General features: G+C 72.8%; 15 protein-coding genes. 8 read left to right on the top strand and 7 right to left on the bottom strand.

Annotated features, from left to right (window positions below):
• The coding region (locus tag STBA_RS24825; protein WP_253194975.1) for an ATP-binding protein at nucleotides 1–323 on the bottom strand (323 nt) is incomplete at its 3' end.
• A 313-nt stretch (nucleotides 324–636) separates the two neighbouring features.
• Between STBA_RS24825 and STBA_RS24830 the strand changes: the two genes are divergently transcribed.
• Together STBA_RS24830 and STBA_RS24835 are read left to right on the top strand one after the other, a co-directional pair.
• Nucleotides 637–1509 carry a helix-turn-helix transcriptional regulator gene (locus STBA_RS24830; protein WP_077061359.1) on the top strand — a complete coding sequence of 291 codons (873 nt, stop codon included), beginning with the start codon at nucleotides 637–639 and terminating at the stop codon, nucleotides 1507–1509.
• The gene (locus STBA_RS24835; protein ID WP_253194977.1) at nucleotides 1496–1750 is read left to right on the top strand and encodes a DUF397 domain-containing protein; all 255 of its coding nucleotides are present in this window, start codon (nucleotides 1496–1498) and stop codon (nucleotides 1748–1750) included. The genes STBA_RS24830 and STBA_RS24835 overlap by 14 nt, the downstream gene beginning before the upstream one ends.
• Before the next feature lie 82 nt (nucleotides 1751–1832).
• Here the strand turns inward: STBA_RS24835 and pepN (STBA_RS24840) are convergent, their stop codons facing one another.
• From pepN (STBA_RS24840) to pepN (STBA_RS24855), 4 genes are all read right to left on the bottom strand, one after another.
• Nucleotides 1833–4397: an aminopeptidase N gene (gene pepN, locus STBA_RS24840; protein ID WP_077061361.1), complete on the bottom strand. Its 2565-nt coding sequence runs from the start codon at nucleotides 4395–4397 to the stop codon at nucleotides 1833–1835.
• 168 nt (nucleotides 4398–4565) lie between these two features.
• Nucleotides 4566–7877 carry a S8 family serine peptidase gene (locus STBA_RS24845; protein WP_107485107.1) on the bottom strand — a complete coding sequence of 1104 codons (3312 nt, stop codon included), beginning with the start codon at nucleotides 7875–7877 and terminating at the stop codon, nucleotides 4566–4568.
• A gap of 138 nt (nucleotides 7878–8015) precedes the next feature.
• On the bottom strand, nucleotides 8016–9002 hold the full coding sequence (locus tag STBA_RS24850; RefSeq protein ID WP_077061363.1) for a hypothetical protein: 987 nt from the start codon (nucleotides 9000–9002) through the stop codon (nucleotides 8016–8018).
• Nucleotides 9003–9159: 157 nt separating this feature from the next.
• Complete coding sequence (gene pepN, locus STBA_RS24855; protein WP_077061364.1) at nucleotides 9160–11763, bottom strand: aminopeptidase N; 2604 nt, start codon at nucleotides 11761–11763, stop codon at nucleotides 9160–9162.
• 163 nt (nucleotides 11764–11926) lie between these two features.
• Between pepN (STBA_RS24855) and STBA_RS24860 the strand changes: the two genes are divergently transcribed.
• Nucleotides 11927–12556: a disulfide bond formation protein DsbA gene (locus tag STBA_RS24860; protein WP_077061365.1), complete on the top strand. Its 630-nt coding sequence runs from the start codon at nucleotides 11927–11929 to the stop codon at nucleotides 12554–12556.
• Between the two features lie 133 nt (nucleotides 12557–12689).
• Here the strand turns inward: STBA_RS24860 and STBA_RS24865 are convergent, their stop codons facing one another.
• Nucleotides 12690–13331 carry a superoxide dismutase gene (locus STBA_RS24865; protein ID WP_077063568.1) on the bottom strand — a complete coding sequence of 214 codons (642 nt, stop codon included), beginning with the start codon at nucleotides 13329–13331 and terminating at the stop codon, nucleotides 12690–12692.
• Nucleotides 13332–13511: 180 nt separating this feature from the next.
• Here STBA_RS24865 and STBA_RS24870 point away from each other — a divergent pair, with 180 nt between their 5' ends.
• Genes STBA_RS24870 through STBA_RS24880 form a run of 3 tightly spaced genes read left to right on the top strand, consistent with a single transcriptional unit; the run spans nucleotide 13512 to nucleotide 15443 of the window.
• Complete coding sequence (locus STBA_RS24870; protein WP_077061366.1) at nucleotides 13512–14093, top strand: biotin transporter BioY; 582 nt, start codon at nucleotides 13512–13514, stop codon at nucleotides 14091–14093.
• A gap of 38 nt (nucleotides 14094–14131) precedes the next feature.
• Nucleotides 14132–14608, top strand: a complete 477-nt coding sequence (locus tag STBA_RS24875) for a ribose-5-phosphate isomerase (RefSeq protein WP_077061367.1) — start codon at nucleotides 14132–14134, stop codon at nucleotides 14606–14608.
• 7 nt (nucleotides 14609–14615) lie between these two features.
• Nucleotides 14616–15443: a DNA-formamidopyrimidine glycosylase family protein gene (locus STBA_RS24880; protein ID WP_077061368.1), complete on the top strand. Its 828-nt coding sequence runs from the start codon at nucleotides 14616–14618 to the stop codon at nucleotides 15441–15443.
• 70 nt (nucleotides 15444–15513) lie between these two features.
• On the opposite strand, the gene STBA_RS24885 is transcribed toward STBA_RS24880, so the two are convergent.
• Nucleotides 15514–16743, bottom strand: coding sequence for a GNAT family N-acetyltransferase (locus tag STBA_RS24885; RefSeq protein ID WP_077061369.1), 1230 nt, complete (start codon nucleotides 16741–16743; stop codon nucleotides 15514–15516).
• Nucleotides 16744–16870: 127 nt separating this feature from the next.
• On the opposite strand from STBA_RS24885, the gene STBA_RS24890 reads away from it, so the two are divergent.
• The gene (locus STBA_RS24890; RefSeq protein ID WP_077061370.1) at nucleotides 16871–18025 is read left to right on the top strand and encodes a PP2C family protein-serine/threonine phosphatase; all 1155 of its coding nucleotides are present in this window, start codon (nucleotides 16871–16873) and stop codon (nucleotides 18023–18025) included.
• Between the two features lie 178 nt (nucleotides 18026–18203).
• Nucleotides 18204–18959 (top strand): M23 family metallopeptidase, encoded by a 756-nt coding sequence (locus STBA_RS24895; RefSeq protein WP_077061371.1) that lies wholly within the window; start codon nucleotides 18204–18206, stop codon nucleotides 18957–18959.
• Nucleotides 18960–18962: the final 3 nt, after the last annotated feature.

Below are 18962 nucleotides of genomic sequence, written 5' to 3' on the forward strand. Positions count from 1 at the left end.
TCCTGGGACAGCACGCACGAGAACCAGACGATCTTTCCGTGCCGACGGTGCGTCACCTCGCACCCCAGCCGGTCGGCCATCTCCCGCAGCAGCCACAGTCCACGGCCGTCTTCGCCCTCCCGGTCCGGCTCGGTGATCACCGGCAGAGTCCGCGAACGGTCGTGGACCTGAACGACCGCTTCCGGGCCGATCCGGAGAAGGCGGAGGTAACACCGCCCGGTCCCGGCGTGCTTGGCCACATTCGTGAGCAGCTCGGAGACGCCGAGCCGGGCCACCTCGACGCAGTGGGGCGGAGCGTCCCAGCGCTCGAAGACCGTCACCACGGCCCGACGCCAGAACTCGATCTCACTTTCGCGGACCGTTAACGCCCACCCATACGCGGGCCTGCTGACGGGTCGTACCGGAACGGACATGGCACCTCCAAGGACGCACCTGAGCGCACCCGGGCACGAGGAGTCACCGCTGAGATGCGCAGGGTTATGGGCTTCATGATGGCCAGCCCGCCGACATGACGTCAATACTCTGCTTGGCAATCTGCCAAAACTCTGCGTCAGGCCACCCGCTAGAGTGATCCGGGGTCTGTGACAGGCGGCGCTGCGCTCGTCGGTCGCCGCAACCCCCGGAGGGAGATCAGCCGTGGCCGTGGTATCCAACGTCAGCCCGCTCACTGCCCGCAGGAAGCTGGGTGCGGAGCTGCGGAAGCTCCGCGATAGGACTGGGCTGACCACGGAAGACGTCGGCGCTCACCTCAACTGCCACAACTCGAAGGTCAGCAGGATCGAGTTGGGGAAGCGGGCTTGCACGCCGAAGGACTTCGAAGGCTTCATGGAGCTGTACGAAGTCAGCGATGCCCGGCGGAAGGACCTGACCACGCTGATGAAGCGGGGGAGGCAGCGGGTCCCACCGTGGTGGCATGCGTACAACGACGTGATCAGCGCGAACTACAGCGAGTTTCTGGCCTACGAGGCCGAGGCCGGCCGTGGCTGCGAATACCAGACGCTTCTGATTCCCGGGCTGCTGCAAACCGAGGAGTACGCGCACGCCGTTACCGCTGGTGGCTACGCGGCGCTCGGCCCCGACCAGGTCGAAAGCTTGGTCGAGGTACGCATGCGACGGCAGGAGCGGTTGCGGGAGAACGAGCCTTTGATCTTCGACGCGGTCGTCACCGAGGCCGCGCTTCGCTTGCAGGTCGGCGGCGCGCAGGTGATGCGTGCCCAGTTGCGCAAGCTGGGCGAGGCCGCGAGGCTTCCGCACGTGACCTTCAAAGTCATCCCGTTCGAGGCCGGGGAGAAGGGCGCAAGTACCGGAGCTTTCAGCTTGTTTGCCACGGAAAGGGACGGTGACCCCGACGTGGCGTTCACGGAGTCGGCCGAGGCGACGACGAGCCTGCGGGACGAGCCTCTGGCCATGAGGCGGCTCAGTCGTCTGTTCCGGAATCTGTCGGCCGCAGCTCTCGATGAGCACGCTACGCTTGAGCTGGTGCAACGTCTTGAGAGTGAGCTGGTCTGAGATGACGAAGTCGGCCGATTCCCACCCGGTCGCCCTTCACGATGCCGAGTGGCGCACGAGCAGCTACACGGCCAGTAACGGCAACTGCGTCGAGGTTGCCGCGAGCAGTGCGGCCCCCGTGGTCGCCGTGCGTGACACCAAGGACCGGTCCATCCCTGCTGCTCACGTTTCCGCGAAGGCCTGGTCGGCGTTCATCGGTGCCGCCAAGACGGGGATGCTGGATCAGTCCCTCGGCGGCTGATCGCGCGAACCACGAGCGGAAAAGGCCCGAGGCCTCCCCCCGGCGGCCCGTGTGGGCCGCCGGGGGACCGGCGGGTGGGGGCTCAGGCAGAGGCCGCGTCGGCGGCTTGGGCGGTCAGGGCTCGTTCGACGCCTGCGCGGGATTCGGTGACCAGGCGGCGCAGTGCGGCCGAGGGTTCGGCCGTCACCAGCCAGGCGTCCGTGACCTCCAGGGTCTCCCGCGCGACCTGGACGGACGGGTAGAGCCCGACCGCGATCTGCTGCGCCATCTCGTGGCTGCGGCTGTCCCACACGTCCTTCAGCGCCGCGAAGTACTTCTCCGTGTACGGCGCGAGCAGTTCGCGCTGGTCGATCTGCACGAAGCCGCCGATGACCGCCTCCTGGAGCGCGTTCGGCAGCTTGTCGCCCTCCACGACCGACGCCCACGCCTCGGCCTTCGCCTCGGGGGTGGGGCGCGCCGCGCGGGCCGCCGCGGCGTGCCGTTCACCGGCCGAGGTGGCGTCGCGGGCCAGCTCGGCGGCGATGGCGGCCTCGTCCGCGCGCCCGGTGGCCGCAAGCCGCTGCACCAGGGCCCAGCGCAGGTCGGTGTCGACGGCCAGGCCCTCGAACGATTCGGTGCCGTCCAGCAGCCCGGCGAGCACGCCGAGTTGCGCGTCGGTGCGCGCGGTGGCGGCGAAGGCCCGTGCCCAGGCGAGCTGGTGGTCGCTGCCGGGTGCGGCGCCGCGCAGCCGTTCCAGGGTCGCCTCGGACCAGGTGGCCAGGCCGGTCTCGCGCCAGTCGGGCGCCGCGTACAGGTCGAGGGCCAGCTTGACCTGCCGGTGCAGGGTCTGCACCATGCCGATGTCGGTCTCCTTGCCGATCCCGGCCAGCACCAGCGCCAGGTAGTCGCGGGCGGCCATCTCGCCGTCGCGCGTCATGTCCCAGGCGGACGCCCAGCACAGGGCGCGCGGCAGCGATTCGGTGAAGTCGCCCAGGTGCGCGGTGACCGTCGCCATCGAGTCGGGGTCGAGCCGCACCTTCGCGTACGACAGGTCGTCGTCGTTGAGCAGGAGAACGTCGGGGCGCGGGCGGCCCGTCAGTTCCGGTACCCGCGTCAGCTCGCCGTCGACGTCCAGCTCGATCCGGTCGGTCCGCACCAGGGCGCCGTCGCGCAGCTCGTACAGGCCGATGGCGATGCGGTGCGGGCGCAGCACGGCCTCGCCGGTGGCGCCCGCCGGCAGCGGCGGCGCCTCCTGGCGGACGGCGAACGCGGTGATGGTGCCCGCCGCGTCGACGGTGAGGTCGGGGCGCAGCACATTGATGCCCGCGGTCTCGAGCCAGGCTTGTGACCACGTCTTCAGGTCGCGTCCGCTGGTCTCCTCCAGCGCCGTCAGCAGGTCGGTCAGCCGGGTGTTGCCCCAGGCGTGGCGCTTGAAGTAGGTCTGGACGCCGCGGAAGAACGCGTCCTGGCCGACGTACGCGACGAGCTGCTTGAGGACGGAAGCGCCCTTGGCGTAGGTGATGCCGTCGAAGTTGACCAGGACGTCGTCAAGGTCGCGGATCTCGGCCATGATCGGGTGGGTGGAGGGAAGCTGGTCCTGCCGGTAGGCCCAGGTCTTCATCTGGTTGGCGAACGAGGTCCAGGCGTGCGGCCACCGGCTGCCGGGCGCGTGGGCCTGGCAGGCGATCGAGGTGTAGGTGGCGAACGACTCGTTCAGCCACAGGTCGTTCCACCACTCCATGGTGACCAGGTCGCCGAACCACATGTGGGCCAGCTCGTGCAGGATGGTCTCGGCCCGCATCTCGTAGGCCGCGTCCGTCACCTTGGAGCGGAAGACGTACTGATCGCGGATGGTGACCGCGCCGGCGTTCTCCATGGCGCCCGCGTTGAACTCGGGGACGAACAACTGGTCGTACTTGGCGAACGGGTACGGGTGGTCGAACTTCTCCTCGAACCAGTCGAAGCCCTGCCGCGTGACCTCGAACAGCGCCTCCGCGTCGAGGTGCTCGGCCAGCGAGGGCCGGCAGTAGATGCCCAGCGGAACGGTCCGCCCCTCGCCTTCCCAGCTGCTGTGCACCGAGTGGTAGGGGCCGGCGATCAGGGCCGTGATGTAGGTGGAGACGCGCGGGGTCGGCTCGAAGCGCCAGACGCCGTTCTCCGGCCTGGGGGTGGGCGAGTTGGAGATGACCGTCCAGCCCTCGGGGGCGGTGACGGTGAAGCGGAACGTGCCCTTGAGGTCCGGTTGTTCGAAGCAGGCGAAGACGCGGCGGGCGTCCGGCACCTCGAACTGGGTGTAGAGGTACACCTGCTGGTCGACCGGGTCGACGGAGCGGTGCAGTCCCTCGCCGGTGTTGGTGTAGGCGCAGTCGGCGACCACCCGCAGCTCGTTGTGCCCCGCCACGACGGCGGGCAGCGCGATGCGGGAGTCGGCGAACACCTCGGCCGGGTCGAGGACGGTGCCGTTGAGCACCACCTCGTGGACCGCGGGGGCGATCAGGTCGGCGAAGGTGGCTCCCGCGGACCGCGCCGTGAAGTGCACGGTCGTCTCGGAGCGGAAGGTACCCCCCTCCGGGGCGCCGGAGAGATCGAGGGTGATCTCGTAGCCGTCCACGCCGAGCAGCCGCGCCCGCTCCTGCGCCTCTTGCCGGGTCAGATTCGTGCCAGGCACCTGGTGGTCTCCTTCGTCGTGCGTCGTGCTTCGCATCCTTCCACGCCACGCCACGGCGCGCCGGGGGCAGGCGAACGCGGAGCGCGCACGCGGAGCGCGCACGCGGCGGGGGCGGGCGAACGGCGCACCCGCCGTCCGCCCGCCCCCGCGGGTGTGGAGCCGCCGTCGTTACGGCGTCACGTGGTGGATGGCGAGGTGGCCCGTCCCGGTGAGGGTGCCGGCCGCGTTGAGCAACCTGACCTCGCCGAAGATCTCACGGCCAGGACCCGCGTCGGCCGCCGCCGCGGTGGCGGTGATCTCGGCGGGAACGGACGTGGTCGCGCCGGTGTCGAGCTCGATCACGCGTTCCTCGTCCACCGTGACCGTGCCGAGCGCCGGGCTGAGGTAGGCGTCCCGGTGGGTGTAGGTGGTGGTGCCCTGCGGCACCGAGTAGCCGTGCACCTCGACGGTGTAGGTGCCGGCCGCCGGCTCGGGGAGGCTGATGGTCTCCTCGGAGCCGGAGCTGGTGGAACTGCCGACCAGCTCGCCGTCGCGGTACACGAACAGGTCGAGGTCGGCGCCCGGGTCGGCGGGCGCGCCGATCGTCGCGGTGAACGAGGAGACGTCCTCGCCGAGGTCGACGGTGGTCGTCACGTACTCGCCGTGTGCGATGGTCGGGGTGGCGTTCAGTGCCGAGCCCAGCTCGCCGGACTCCGCGGTGCCGGTCAGGGGCGCGAAGTCGTTGGTGACGCCCCAGGCCACCGAGGCGGGGACGCCCGCGTCGACGTGGCCGAGTTCGAGGGTCTCGGGGTTGAACGTGGTGCCCAGCGCCGTCGCGGTCAGCTCGTACGGGTTGTTCAGCAGCGGCGAGGTGCGCCGCGACTCGACCTCGATCTCCCACACGCCCGGCGTGGGGTTGGCGTAGGAGCGCAGGTCGGGGCGGCAGGTGTTGGCCGGGTTGTCGTAATTGGGGTAGCAGAAGGTGCTGGTGGAGTCGTCGGCGAGGGTGCCCCACGGGGTGATGGCGATCCACCGGGTCTGGCTGCCCTCGGCCAGGCCGTTCAGGGCGACCTCCAGGGTCCGCGTGCCCTCGGGCACGGTGACGAAGTAGGAGGTGGCGTCGTTGCGCTGGGCGGTGCCCGACTCGCTGAGCGAGAAGTCGGGCCCGGACAGTTCCTGCGGCACGATGACGGTGGCCAGGATCTGGTGGTCCGTGCCCTGCGTGCGCTGGTCGTCCACTTCGAGGATCGCGCTGTGCGCGCCGAGGGCACGCGGCCTGGCCTGCACGGTGACGGTCACCGGCTCGTCCAGCGGCAGCCACACCGTGGAGCGTCCGTCGATGCGGAACGTGCGGTCGTGGTTGTTGGCCAGGTCGAGGGTGTGCCGCACGGGGCGGTCGGGCCCGGTGGTGCGGGTGATGGTGACCTCGTAACGCTCCGACTCGCCGACGGCCGGGGCGGATTCGCGGTCGTAGATGCCGGTGCCGACGCCCGGGGTGGCCAGGAACTCGGCCATGTCGTGGTCCACCGGGGCCTCGACGGTGTAGCCGTGCGCGGTCGCGCCGCGGGTGATCAGCCGCCAGGCGCCCTCGGTGTCGACGAGTCCTGCGCCCTGCTCGTGCGCCTGGACGCCGCGGATGGGGTCGGCCGAGCTGGTCAGCGCGGTGCGCAGGTCGGCGGCCGACAGCTCGATGCCGCGCTGTCCCGCCGCGGAGAGCAGCAGCGCCGCGGCGCCGGCGACCTGCGGCGAGGACATCGACGTGCCCTGGAGCATGCCGTAGCCCGGCGGCAGGTCGTACCCGGCCTCGGCGACGGGGCTGCCGGGCTGCCAGGTGGGGATGGTGTTGATGGAGGCGCCAGGCCCGGTGACGGTGGGCTTGAAGCCGCCGTCGTCGCGCGGCCCCGCGGAGGAGAACGGCAGCATCGCGTAGGAGGTGCGCACGCCGGAGCCGTAGTTGGCGGCCCAGGTCTCGCGGGAGATGGACGCGCCGACGCTGACGACCTTCTCGGCGACGGACGGGTCGCTGATCGTGTTGGTGCCGGGGCCGTCGTTGCCCGCGGAGATGAACAGCTGGACGTCGTGGGTGTCGATCAGCTCGTTGTACAGGTGGGCGCGGGCGTTGTTGCCGTCGTTGAGCGCCGGCAGGCCGCCGATCGACACATTGACGAGGTCGACGTCGCGGTTGACGACGAGATCGATCATGCCCTCGAACAGCGCGGTGTAGGTGCAGCCGCCGCCGAAGACGCAGGCGCGCGCGGACACGATCTGCGCGCCGGGGGCGGCGCCGTTCATGTCGCCGCCGAACAGCCCGTTGGCCGCGGTGATGCCCGCGACGTGGGTGCCGTGGCGGCCGGAGACGATGCCTATGTTGACGAAGTCCCGGGTCTCGCCGATCCAGTCCCCGCCGTAGGGGTCCATGGGGACGTTCTCGCGGATCTCGACGACGAACGGCAGGGACTCGGCGATCTCGGTCTCCGGGTCGTCGGTGCCGAAGTGGCCGATGTCGTGGTTCTCGCGGTGAGGCGCCATCTCGGCGTCGTCGGTGAAGTCACCGTTGTCGTTCAGGTCCACCCGGACGGTGCCGGCGGCCGGGTCGTAGAGCACGCCCCAGGAGTCCCCGGTGTCGCCGTCCCGGTTCACGTCCCCGCCGATCTCGCCGACGGCGACGTTCTCGCGGAAGACGTTGATCAGGTAGTCACCCTCGGGCGCGGTGTACTCGCGGTCCTCGTAGGTGAACGAGGGCCCGGCGACCCCGGTGAGCATCGGGCGCCAGGAGGCGTCGTTGTCGATGATCGGGTCGGTCGCGGTCACCGAGTCCACGATCTTGCGCTCGCCGGTGGTGGTCTCCTGGAGCGCGGGGTGGCCGAGGTCGACGCCGGTGTCGAGCACGCCGATGGTCACGCCGCGGCCGTCGTACCTGCGGTGGTCGTCGACGAACTCGACCGCGCCGGTCTCGTGGGAGGGCTGGTACGGGTTCTCCGCGCGGGTGTCCTCGTCGGGCCCGTCGTAGGACCGTTCGGCCGAGAATGTTTCGGCGCCGCTGCCGGGCGCGGGCAGCGGGTCGGGCACCCGTATCTCGTCGTTCAGGTCGATGGCGCGCACCGCGTCCAGGCCGGTGGCCTCGTCGATCGCGGTGTCGGCGCGGCCGGTGGGCACGGTCGCGCGGACGTAGCCGATGCTGTCCTCGGTGAAGCCGACGGAGGCGCCGGGGACGGCGTCGAGCTGGTCGGCGACCTCTTCGGTCGCGCCGGGCTCGGTGGCGAGCAGCAGGGTGACGAACGGCTCGTCCGCGTTCTTGGCCTCGGCGAGCAGGGCGGCGTCCTGGGTGCCGAACTTCTCGCCGATCGGCTTGTCCGCCATCGGCTGCCCGGCCTCGTCCTCGGCCAGGGCGGGGGCGGCCCCGGCGAGGGAGAGGGCGGCAACGAGGCCGGCGGCGAGCACCGTGCGGTGCACACGCCGTCGGCCGGGACTCGTGGGATGGGAACCGGGTCTCAGTGACATGGGCATCCTTGTTCGGTTCTGGAAGGATGACCGGCCATCCTACGGAAATGATCACTTGCCGGGCGGAGTTGCCGAAAAGTTGTCGCATTCCTGTCATCGAGGTTTGGCACCGGGGGCCGCCGCGGGCCCCGGCGCGGCTCAGCGTGGCAGAACCACGACAGAGCCCGCCCGCGGCGCCCGCCCGGCGGCGCGCAGCGCGGCGCGCACCGCGTCGGCCTGCGCCCCTGGGGAGTCGGCGAGGCCGCGCGGGGTGAGGCGGATGACGGTGACGCCGAGCCCGGTCAGCGTCTGGTGGCGGCGCGAGGTCTCGGCCCGGTCGGGGGAGCCGCCGCGCTGCCGCGGCACCCGGGCGTCGATGTCCACCGCGACGGCCCGCTCCGGCCAGTAGGCGTCCACATTGCACAGGAACGGCCCGCCCGGCAGCCACAGGCCGACGTTCCAGCACGGCACGGGCAGCCCGCCCTCGTGCACCGCCGTCAGCAGCCGCTGCTCCGCGAGCGCGCGGCCCTCCGCGACCAGCGCGTCGACCGCCACCGTCAGGTGCGGTCGGCCCGGGAGCCTGGCCCTGGCCAACTCCCGCAGGATCTCGTGCGGTTCGCAGTGGCCGCCGCGGACGGCCTCGGCCAGCAACCGGTGCACGGTCGCCTCGTCCGGCAGCCGGCCCACCGCGTCCACCAGGGCCCGCGGCACCGGGGCGACCGGGAAGCCGTGCCGCGGCACCGGCTCCGGCAGGCGGTGGGTGCGCACGATCCGCACGCAGCCCACGGAACGCAGTCGCCGCACGCGCGGCACCAGCACGTCCACGCGGTCGAGCGCGGCCGGCGGCGGCGCGCCCGTGAAGCCGTGCAGGTCGAGGGCGGCCAGGCCGCTGATCACCGCCTGCCCCTGGGGGCCGCCGGTGTAGCGCAGCACGGCGTGCAGGGTTTCCGCCCCGGTCAGCGGCCCGTTGTGCAGCACGAAGACGCCGGGCAGCGGCATCTGCCAGGGCCCGCCGGGCCGGCACCGCTCGTGGGCGGCCGCCGGGGGCACCCCGTGCCGGCGCAGTTCGGCCGCGGTCATCACCGGGGGCGACCCGTCCGCGAGCCGGTGCAGGGGGCGCGGGGTGAGGGGCGTGTTGTCGGTCATGCTGCGGCGATTCCCGCCCGCGGGTGCGTTCCCCACCTCTGTTACAGAGCCGTCGGCAAACAGGGACAACTCCGCCCCAATGCACAGGTGTTCGGCATTCGGCCGGGTGCGCGGCAGGCGCGGCGGGCGCGGCACCCGGCCGGGGAGCCGTCGGCCGCTACCGCGGCGGGCCGTCCGCGGCCCGCGCGCGCAGCGCCCGCGCCAGGTCGTCGCGCTCCTCGAGGACCATGCGGCGCAGCGCGGGTGCCGCGTCCGGGTGGCCGGCCAGCCAGGCGTCCGTGGCGTCCAGCACGGACTGGTCGCCGTGGCCGGGGAACAGGCCGTGCACCAGGGCGATGGCGGTCTCGATGGACCGCTCCTCCCACACCCGCAGAAGCGCGGCGAAGTACCGCGGCACGTACGGCGCGAGCAGGTCGGGCCGCCCCGGGCGGGCGAAGCCCGCGATCGTCGCCTCGGTCAGCGCGTTGGACAGCCGGTCGGACTCCACGACGTCCCGCCAGGCCGCGGCCTTCACCTCGGCCGAGGGGCGCGCGGCCAGGCAGCGCACCTGGTGGCGCCGGCCGGACGCGGTGTCGTCCCGCGCCAGCTCCGCGGCGATGGTGTCCTCGCCCGCGTAGCCGCCGGCGGCCAGCGGTTCGAGGAACGCCCAGCGCAGCTCCTGGTCCACGTCGAGGCCGTCGATCCGCGCGGTGCCGTCCAGCAGCCCGGTCAGCAGCTGCGCGTCCGCGTCCGATGCGGCGCAGACGGCCAGGAAGCGGGCCCATGCCAGCTGGTGGTCGCTGCCGGGCGTGGCCCGCCGCAGCTCGCCGACGGCCGCCGCGGCCAGCTCGGCGCGGGCCGTCTCGCGCCGCTCGGGCGCCGTGTAGTGCAGCTGCGCGGTGCGCGCCCAGGCGTGCACCATCTGAAGTACGCCCACCTGCGTCTCGTACCCGCCGAACTGCTCGACCAGCACCAGGAATTCACTGGCGGGCAGCAGGCCGTCCCGGGTCAGGTTCCACAGGGCGGACCAGCACAGGGCGCGGGCCAGCGGGTCGGCGACGGCCCCGAGGCCCGCCCGCAGCCCGTCGAGCGACCGCTCGTCGAAGCGCGTCTTGCAGTACGTCAGGTCGTCGTCGTTGACGAGTACGAACGTGGGCGCCGGCTGCCCGGCCAGCTCGGGAACGGGCGTGCTCGGCCCGGACACGTCCACCTCGGCGCGGGCGTACCGCTCGATCGGGCCACCCGGCTCCGCCGCCCCGTAAAGCCCGACGGCGACGCGGTGCGGGCGCAGCGTCGGGTGTGCGGCGGGCGCCTCCTGGAGCACGGTGAGGCCGGTGAGGCGCCCGTCCGCGCCGTAGGCGGGCTGCGGGGTCAGCGCGTTGACGCCGGTGGTCTCCAGCCAGGCCCGCGACCAGGCGTGCATGTCGCGGCCCGAGGTCTCGGAGAGCACCGCCAGCAGGTCGTCGAGGCGCGTGTTGCCGTAGGCGTGCCGCCTGAAGTAGCGGCGCGCGCCTTCGAGGAACGCCTCCCGGCCCGCGTAGGCGACCAGCTGCTTGAGCACCGAGGCGCCCTTGGCGTAGGTGATGCCGTCGAAGTTGAGCTTGGCGTCCTCAAGGTCACGGATGTCGGCCGTGATCGGGTGGGTGGAGGGCAGCTGGTCGGCCCGGTAGGCCCACGCCTTGCGGCGGTTGGCGAAGGCGATCCAGCCCTCGTCGAAGCGGGTGGCCTCCACCAGCGAGAACGCGCCCATGAAGTCGGCGAACGACTCCTTCAGCCACAGATCGTCCCACCACTCCATGGTGACCAGGTCGCCGAACCACATGTGCGCCATCTCGTGCAGCAGCGTGTTGGCCCGGCCCTGGTAGGCGGCGCGCGTGGTCCTGCCGCGGAAGACGTACTCCTCGCGGAACGTGACGAGGCCCGGGTTCTCCATGGCGCCGATGTTGTACTCGGGCACGAACGCCTGGTCGTAGGTGCCGAACGGGTAGGGGAAGGCGAAGTGCTCGTGGAAGAAGTCAAGACCCTGCTTGGTGAGCGTGAAGATCTCCTCGGCGTCGAAGTGCCGGGCCAGGCCCTTGCGGCACAGCGCCCCGAGCGGAATCTCCAGCACCGTGCCGTCGGGCAGCTCGCGCGTGTAGTGGTCGCGCACGTAGTGGTAGGGGCCCGCGACGACCGCCGTGATGTACGTGGAGATGGGCCGGGTGGTGGCGAACGTCCAGGTCGCCGCGGCCCGGCCGGGCTGGGACAGCTGCTCGCGCCCGGCCTCCTCGCCGTTGCTGAGCACCGTCCAGTCCGCCGGGGCGGTGACGCGGAAGGTGAACGGCGCCTTCAGGTCCGGCTGTTCGAAGTTGGCGAACACCCGGCGGGCGTCGGCCGGCTCGTACTGGGTGTAGAGGTAGGTCTCGCCGTCCTCCGGGTCCGCGAAGTGGTGCAGGCCCTCGCCGGTGCGGCTGTAGGCGCAGGCCGCGTCCACCACCAGCTCGTTCTCCGCGGCGAGCCCCGCGAGCGCGATGCGGGTGCCGTCGAAGACCTGGTCCACGACCAGCGGCTCGCCGTTGAGCGTCACGGAGTGCACGTGCGGCGCCAGCAGATCGGCGAAGGAGGCGGCGCCCTCCTCGGCGCAGGAGAAGCGGATGGTGGTGGTCGAGCGGAACGTGCGCGGCCCGGCGGCCGGTGCGGGCTCGGTCGCGGACCTGACGTCGAGCGCCACCTCGTACCCGTGAACGGTGAGCAGCCGGGCCCGCTCGCGGGCCTCGTCACGGGTCAGGTTCTCTCCGGGCACGTGCGCCTCCCCATCTCCGGCTTCCCTATCCGGTTTACTCCCATTGCATGCGCGAGCCAGCATGTCACGGGCCCCCGGACGGCGCACGGCGGAATGTGTCGCGCGCCGCAGGCGTTAGGCGCGAGGATCGTCGCAGTTGCCGAACGCCGGACAGGAGAGCCCTATGCCCGAAAAGACCCCCGCAGACTTCTGGTTCGACCCGCTGTGCCCGTGGGCGTGGATGACGTCCCGGTGGATGCTGGAAGTCGAGAAGGTGCGCCCGGTCGAGGTCCGCTGGCACGTGATGAGCCTGTCCGTGCTCAACGAGCCGAAGATGGACGAACTGCCGGAGCGCTACCGCGAGATGCTGCACGCCGGCTGGGGGCCGGTGCGCGTGTGCATCGCCGCGGAGCAGGAGCACGGCAGCGAGGTGCTCGGCCGGCTCTACACCGAGCTGGGCAACCGCTTCCACCCGCAGGGCCGTGAGCAGAACCGCGAGACGATCGCCGAGGCGCTCGTGGCGGCCGGGCTGCCGGAGAAGCTGGCCGACGCGGCGGACTCCGACGCCTACGACGCCGAGTTGCGGGCCTCCCACAAGGCCGGGATCGACCTGGTCGGCCAGGACGTGGGCACGCCGGTGATCGCGGTGCCGGGCGCCGACGGCGAGCAGATCGCGTTCTTCGGCCCCGTCGTCACCCCGGCGCCGAAGGGCGAGGCGGCGGCCCGGCTCTGGGACGGCACGCTGCTGGTGGCCGCCACGCCCGGCTTCTACGAGATCAAGCGGACCCGCGACGCGGAGCCCCAGTTCGACTGATCCGCGCCGCACGACGACGGCCCCCGCGCGGGATGTACGCGCGGGGGCCGTTCCCTTGTCCGGCCGCCTGCCCGGTGAAGGGGGTGAGAAGACGATCAGGCGGCCGGGGGGCCTGTGCGGGACTCCGGATGCTTCAGGGGGCGAGCAGCAGCGTGTCGGCCCGCTGCTTGGCGGCGGTGTAACGGGCCGCGACGTCCTGCCAGTTCACCACGCGCCACATCGCCTCGACGAAGTCCACCTTCTGGTTGCGGTACTGGAGGTAGAAGGCGTGCTCCCAGGCGTCGAAGACGAGGATCGGCACCGAGCCCTGCCCGACGTTCCCCTGGTGGTCGTAGATCTGCTCGACGATCAGACGCCCGCTGACCGGCTCGTAGGCCAGCACGCCCCAGCCCGAGCCCTGGGTGGTGGCGGCGGCCTTGGACAGCTGCGCCTTGAAACGGGCGAAGGAGCCGAAGGACTCGGCCACGGCGTCGGCCAGCTCGCCCGTCCCGTCGCGCTCCAGCGGCTCGCCGCCGCCGTCGCCCGTCATGTTGTGCCAGTAGATGGAGTGCAGGATGTGGCCGGAGAGGTGGAACGCCAGGTTCTTCTCCAGGCCGTTGATCGTCCCCCACTGGTCCGTCTCCCGCGCCTGGGCGAGCTGCTCCAGCGTGTCGTTCGCACCCTTGACGTAGCCGGCGTGGTGCTTGTCGTGGTGCAGCTCGATGATCTCGCCGCTGATGACCGGCTCCAGGGCGGAGTAGTCGTACGGGAGGTCGGGGAGGGTGTACGTGGCCATGCCGTTGCCCATCTCCACTAATTGCCTGTCATCTCTTATTGCATCTAACTTGCAAGAGCACGCTACCAGCACCAGTCTTCCCGCGTCCGGGTGTCATCAAGCTCACGCCGTGCGGCGGCACCCGTTCGGCTAGCGTCGTGCGCGTCCCCTTGACCGCCGCGTCCCCGAAGGAGCCCGTCCATGAGCACCGCTGTTCTCGCCGACCTGCTGCCTGCCACCACCGCCCCCAGGGCCCGGCTGCGCGACGTGGCCCTCGTCGCGGGCGGCGCCGCCCTCACCGGCGCCGCCGCCCAGATCGCCGTGCCCGTGCCGGGATCGCCCGTTCCGGTCACCGGGCAGACGTTCGCCGCCCTGCTCATCGGCGCCTCCTTCGGCCCCGGCCGCGCCCTGGCCTCCCTGCTGCTCTACACGCTGGCCGGGATGGCGGGCATGCCCTGGTTCTCCGAGGGCACCTCCGGCTGGGGCATGCCGTCCTTCGGCTATGTCCTCGGCATGACGGCCGCCGCCGCCCTCGTCGGCGCCCTGGCCCGCCGCGGCGGCGACCGCACCCTGCCGCGGACCGCGGGCACCATGGCCGCGGGCACGGCCCTCACCTACGCCGTCGGCGTTCCCTACCTCGCTCTGGCCACCGGGATGTCCGCGGCCGAGGCCGTCGACGCCGGCCTCGTCCCGTTCCTGCTGGGCGACGCCCTCAAGGCCGCGCTCGCCATGGGCGCGCTCCCCGCCGCCTGGTACGTCCTCGGGCGCGGGGGCCGGGACTGACCGACGGCCGGCGGGCGGCCCGTGCCAGACTCCTCCTCATGCGTGTCTACCTCGGCTCCGACCACGCCGGCTATGAACTCAAGGCCCACCTCACCGACTGGCTGAAGGGCCACGGTCACGACCCGGTGGACTGCGGCCCCCACCAGTTCGACGCCCAGGACGACTACCCGCCGTTCTGCCTGCGCGCCGCCGAGCGCGCCGCCGCCGACCCGGGCGCCCTGGGCATCGTCATCGGCGGCTCGGGCAACGGCGAGGCCATCGCCGCCAACAAGGTGGCCGGGGTGCGCTGCGCCCTCGCCTGGAGCGAGGAGACCGCACGCCTCGGCCGCCAGCACAACGACGCCAACGTGCTGAGCATCGGCTCCCGCATGCACAGCACGGACGAGGCCACGTCGTTCGTCGCCGTCTTCCTCGCCACCCCCTACTCCGGCGAGGAACGGCACAGCCGCCGCATCGGCATGCTCACCGCCTACGAGGCGGACGGCACCCTGCCGCCCCTGCCGGGCCGGGACTGAGCCCGCGGTGCCGGAAGGGCACACCGTTCACCGGCTGGCCGCCGAGTACGGCCGCAGGTTCCGCGGCAGCCGTCCCGTGCACGCCGCCAGCCCGCAGGGGAAGTTCGCCGACGCCGCCGCGCTGCTCGACGGGCAGCCGATGACCGCGGCGGAGGCGCACGGCAAGCACCTGTTCCTCGGGTTCGCGGGCCTCGGCTGGGTCCACATCCACCTCGGCCTGTACGGCAAGGTCGCCTTCGGCGACGGGCCCGCGCCCGCGCCGGCCGGCCAGATCCGGCTGCGGCTCACCGGTCCTGGCGGCTGGGCCGACCTGCGCGGCCCCAACACCTGCACGCTGATCGGCGATCCGGAGAAGCAGGCCGTCACCGACCGCCTCGGCCCCGACCCGCTGCGGCCCGACGCCGACCCCGAACGGGCCTGGCGCCGCGTCTCAGCGGCCCGCAGCGCCATCGCGGGGCTGCTGATGGACCAGAGCGTCGTCGCGGGACCCGGCAACATCTACCGCGCCGAGGTGCTGTTCCGACGCGGCATCGGCCCCTACCGGCCGGGCCGCGACCTCGATCGCGAGGAGTGGGACGGCATCTGGGCCGACCTCGTCGCCCTCATGCGCGAGGGCCTGCGCACCGGGCGCATCGACACCGTCCGCCCCGAGCACATGCCCGAGGCCATGGGCCGCCCGCCGCGCCGGGACGACCACGGCGGCGAGGTCTACGTGTACCGCCGCGCCGGCGCGGACTGCCACGTCTGCGGCGGCGAGGTCCGCAGCGCGGAGCTGGCCGCCCGCAACCTCTTCTGGTGCCAGGGCTGCCAGCCCCATCTGCCCGGCGCCCGCTGAAGGGCTCCCGGCCGCCGCCCCCGCGCCGTATCCTCGGCCTCCACGGCATCGGGCGGGAGGGCGCATGGGGTCAGAAGCCGTGGGGGAGCCACGGGGCGACGGCGCTGCCGAAGGCGGTCGCGGCGGACCCGAGCGCGCCAGGGCGCAGCTCCTCGACGCGGCCCGCCGCGGCGAGCGAGACCAGCGAGGTCCCGCCCAGATACGCCGCCCCGAGCGCCGCCACCGGCAGCGCCAGGTCCGCGGCGTCCGCCGTCCGTTCGCACACCGCGCCCCCCGGCCCGCCGGACAGCCGCCAACGCCCCTCGTTCCATGGGCAGAAGCCGTCGGACACCTCCAGCACCACATCCACGTCCGTGGCATAGGTGCGCCCCGCCAGCGCCGCGCCCAGGTCCACCGGGCGCAGATACAGCCGGTCCGCGACGCGAAGTCGTGCGCGCCGCACATCGGACACCATGTGGAGGAACGGGTCGTCCACCGGCCGGTTGTCCAGCGTGAGCGTGCTCATCAGGTCGATCCCGTGCAGATAGCGCAGCAGCGCGCCGTAGGCCGCCGGCTCGGCCGCGTCCAGGTCCCGCACCAGGACCGTGCCCCTGGGCCCCGCCGGCTCCCACTCCGGCTTCAGCGCGTACCGCGCGTACCCGAGCAGCTCCCCGTCCCGCTCGGCCAGCACGCACCGCCGCGCCGAGGCGCCCGCGCGGTCCTGGGGCGGGTCGAGCAGCGGCAGCCGCTCCCAGCCGGGGCCGCGCGCGAGCATCCCCGGCCTGGTGGGAACGATCCGCGCGTACAGCGCCTCGCAGCGTTCCGCCTCGTCGGCCGGGTCCACCACGCGCAGCGCGATGTTGTCGGCGCCCGGCGGCAGACCGAGCGACACGCGGTGGATATCGATGTCCGCGGACAGCCGCTGGCTGGCGGCGCCGTAGCCGAAGCGGCCGTAGATCGCCGGCTCGGAGGCCGTCAGCGCCGCCAGCGGCTCGCCCGACTCCCGGTAGGTCTCCAGGGCGCGGCGCATCATCGTGCGCAGGATGCCCTGCCGCCGGTGCGTGGCGGCGACGCTCACCATCGTGACGCCCGCGACGGGCAGCACGGCGCCGCCCGGCACCGAGACGGCCATGGTCAGCGTGCCGAGCGTGCCCACCGGCTGCCCGGCGTCCCACACGCCGTACGAGCGGCCGAAGTCGGTGAGGTCGCGCCACAGCTTCTGCTCTTCCCGCGACTCGGGGAGTCCGCCGAAGGCCCAGTCCAGGGCGGTCCACCAGGCGGTCCATTCGGAGTCGGCAAGCACCCGCAGCTCGTTCGTCATATGGCCATCTCTATCAACGTGCCCGACACCGGGCGACACATTTACTTCACCGACGGTGGCGCGAAGGGCCCGCGACCCGTGGCAAGGGTTCGACGCACCGCCGAACGGGTGGATAAGGTCCGAGGTCATGGCGCGCGGCACTGACAAGGCACCCTGGGCGGTCAGGCGGGTCCGGGCCCACAAGGCGGCCCACCGCCTGCGCACCGGCCTGCGCCGGGCGGCGGTCGACTACTTCCGCGGCGACGGCTCCGACTGGATCGCGTTCGCCGCACTGCTGCTCACCGTTCCGCTGCTCGGCGGCTCATCCGTGGTCTGGCCCGAGTGGTGCCCGCCCGAGGCGCTGGTGCTGCCGCTGGTCGCCGGCGGCCTGCTGCTCCGCCCGGCCAGCCTGATCGGTCTGTACGCCGTCGCGGCCACCGCGCTGGTGCTGGAGACCGTCTTCATCGACGCCCGCCGCTCCGAGCCCGACCCGGTCACCCCCGGCAGCATCCTCGTCGTCGCCTCGGTTGCGCTGTTCGGGCTGCTCATCGCCCAGTTCCGCAGCCGCGTCGGCGTGCCCTGGCGGCGCGGCGGCACCATGCTGTTCGACCTGCGGGAGCGCATCCGCGCCCAGAGCGCCCTGCCCGCGCTGCCCCGCGGCTGGCACCGCGAGATGTCGCTCCGCCCGGCCGGCGGCCAGTCGTTCTCCGGCGACTTCGTCGTGGCGGCCCGCACCGGGCCCGAGGGGCGCACCCTGGAGGTCGTGCTCACCGACGTCTCGGGCAAGGGCATGGACGCCGCGTCCCGTTCGCTGCTGCTCTCCGGCGCGTTCGGCGGGCTGCTCGGCTCGCTGCCGCCGCACTCCTTCCTGCCCGCCGCCAACGGCTACCTGCTCCGGCAGAGCTGGGACGAGGGCTTCGCGACCTCCGTGCACCTCGTGCTCGACCTCGACACCGGCGACTACGAGCTGCTGTCCGCCGGACACCTGCCCGGCGTCCAGCTGAACGCGGGGACCGGTCACTGGCAGCAGATAGCGGGCGAGGGCCCGCTGCTCGGCGTCTACGACGGCGCCGAGTTCTTCCCCGCCAAGGGAACGCTGCGCCGCGGCGACGTACTCATGCTGTTCACCGACGGCCTGGTGGAACGTTCCGACCGGGACCTGTCGGAGGGCATCGACCGCCTCACCGGGGAGGCCGACCGCTACGTCACCACCGGCTTCCGCGGCGCCGCCTGGCACCTGATCGAGTCGGTCGCCAAGGACGTCAACGACGACCGTGCGCTGCTCCTGATCAGCAGGGAGTGACCCCTGGGGGTGATCACCCGGCGGGGCGGAATGCTCCCGGCCGCGACCGGCGTCGCGGCTGACCGGCGTGAGCTGGGCCGATGCGGCGGCGCACGACCCGTCACATGTCCGCCGATCGGCGGTGCGCGCGGGCGGCGGGCGGATGCGCGGGCGCCCACCGTGTTTTTGGCTCGGTGTCATGAACCACACGCGAAGCACCGCCACCGGAAAACCCGCGCCGGGCAGGCGCGCCGCCGCGCGCCGCAGGACAACTTCCGCCCGGCTGACCCGCCGTGCCGTCGGCTGCACGCTGCTGGGCTCGCTGGTGATAACGGGACCGTGGACGGTGCCCGCCGTCGGTCACGAGGGGGCGTCCGCCGGAACGCAGGACGCGGCACCGTACTTCTGGCCGGCCGCGGGCGGCGTGCCGGGACCCTGGGCGGGCGGCCTGTACGACATCCCCTTCGGCCCGCTCCCCGAGGCCGCCGACTTCTTCCCCGCCCGCCCCGAGGCCGCCGAGGTCGGCCCCGCCCGCCCCGCGGTGGCGGCCGAGAGCTGGACGGCGCCGGTGACGGGCCACCCGGTGTCGGCCTCCTACGGCATCCCTGGCGGCTGGGCGGCCGGGTACCACACGGGCATCGACTGGGCGACGCCGGTCGGCACCCCCGTCCGTTCCGTCGGCCCCGGCACGGTGGTCCTCGCCGAGTACGCGGGGGACTACGGCAACGCCGTGGTCGTCGAGATGACGGACGGCTACTTCACGCTGTACGCGCACCTGTCGGAGATCTCGGTGCGCCCCGGCCAGGACGTGAGCGGCGGCACCGCCGTCGGGGACAGCGGCAACACCGGGCGCAGCACCGGCCCGCACCTGCACTTCGAGGTACGGGCCGACCGCACGTACGGCACGGACGTCGACCCCGTGGCCTACCTGGCCCGGCACGGCGTCCGGGTGTAGCGG

The sequence above is a fragment of the Streptomyces sp. MP131-18 genome, from assembly GCF_001984575.1.
Lineage (GTDB): Bacteria > Actinomycetota > Actinomycetes > Streptomycetales > Streptomycetaceae > Streptomyces > Streptomyces johnsoniae.

Coding starts and splice junctions, on each gene's coding strand:
- STBA_RS24895 (WP_077061371.1), top strand. CDS start 18,204: ATGAACCACACGCGAAGCACCGCCACCGGAAAACCCGCGCCGGGCAGG.
- STBA_RS24850 (WP_077061363.1), bottom strand. CDS start 9,002: ATGACCGACAACACGCCCCTCACCCCGCGCCCCCTGCACCGGCTCGCG.
- STBA_RS24870 (WP_077061366.1), top strand. CDS start 13,512: ATGAGCACCGCTGTTCTCGCCGACCTGCTGCCTGCCACCACCGCCCCC.
- STBA_RS24885 (WP_077061369.1), bottom strand. CDS start 16,743: ATGACGAACGAGCTGCGGGTGCTTGCCGACTCCGAATGGACCGCCTGG.
- STBA_RS24860 (WP_077061365.1), top strand. CDS start 11,927: ATGCCCGAAAAGACCCCCGCAGACTTCTGGTTCGACCCGCTGTGCCCG.
- STBA_RS24875 (WP_077061367.1), top strand. CDS start 14,132: ATGCGTGTCTACCTCGGCTCCGACCACGCCGGCTATGAACTCAAGGCC.
- STBA_RS24865 (WP_077063568.1), bottom strand. CDS start 13,331: ATGGCCACGTACACCCTCCCCGACCTCCCGTACGACTACTCCGCCCTG.
- STBA_RS24890 (WP_077061370.1), top strand. CDS start 16,871: ATGGCGCGCGGCACTGACAAGGCACCCTGGGCGGTCAGGCGGGTCCGG.
- STBA_RS24845 (WP_107485107.1), bottom strand. CDS start 7,877: ATGTCACTGAGACCCGGTTCCCATCCCACGAGTCCCGGCCGACGGCGT.